Origin of the sequence: Microcystis sp. 0824, assembly GCF_003112475.1 — a bacterium.
Lineage (GTDB): Bacteria > Cyanobacteriota > Cyanobacteriia > Cyanobacteriales > Microcystaceae > Microcystis > Microcystis aeruginosa_C.
In genome coordinates this window covers 1-647 of record NZ_BDSM01000071.1, presented here as the reverse complement: position 1 = coordinate 647, position 647 = coordinate 1, and the positions used below count along the sequence as shown (strand labels likewise).

At 41.3% G+C, this 647-nt stretch carries 1 protein-coding gene; it reads left to right on the top strand.

Features of this window, described 5'->3' with window-relative positions; translation table 11 throughout:
- Positions 1-498 (top strand): IS1634 family transposase (locus tag N0824_RS19790; RefSeq protein WP_108937990.1); only part of this gene is annotated, 498 nt, incomplete at its 5' end.
- Between the last annotated feature and the right edge of the window lie 149 nt (positions 499-647).

Sequence of the window (647 nt, the reverse complement as noted above, 5' to 3'; positions counted from 1 at the left end):
GTTCAAGCCGAATTAGAGTTGAATTTGGCAGCGATTGAGAGGCTAAAGAAACGAGCAGGACGATTCGTTTTAGCAACTAACGACTTGGAGAAAAAACGATTGAGCAGTGAGGATATACTCAAAAAATATAAGGGGCAACAAGCTCCAGAAAGAGCATTTTCTTTTCTCAAAGACCCCTGCTTTTTTGCCGACATTGTCTTTCTCAAATCTCCCCATAGAATTGAGGTCATGGCCATGCTCATGGGCTTGTGCCTGCTGGTTTATACTATTGGTCAAAGACAACTTCGTTTAAGTTTAAAACAGCAGGAGACGGGACTTAAAAATCAGTTGGGTAAGTTAACTGACCGACCAACATTACGCTGGATATTTCAGAACTTTCAAGGGATTCATCTCCGACCTATTCAAGACAATCAAAAGATTAGTAACTTAACGGATGAGAGGCGCAACATTTTGAGATTTTTTCCCAAACCTTGCCAGGAATATTATCTCTTATCTTGACCAGATGGATTGACTTCAAGGGGTGACAAAACAAAGCGAGCAACTGGAACATCTCCCCCTAGATGTTAAGTCTGATTGCCTAGTCATTCTCAATAAGCACTGTTTATTGAGAATGACTGGGGGAACCCTGAAATTTTCCGCTTAGTTGC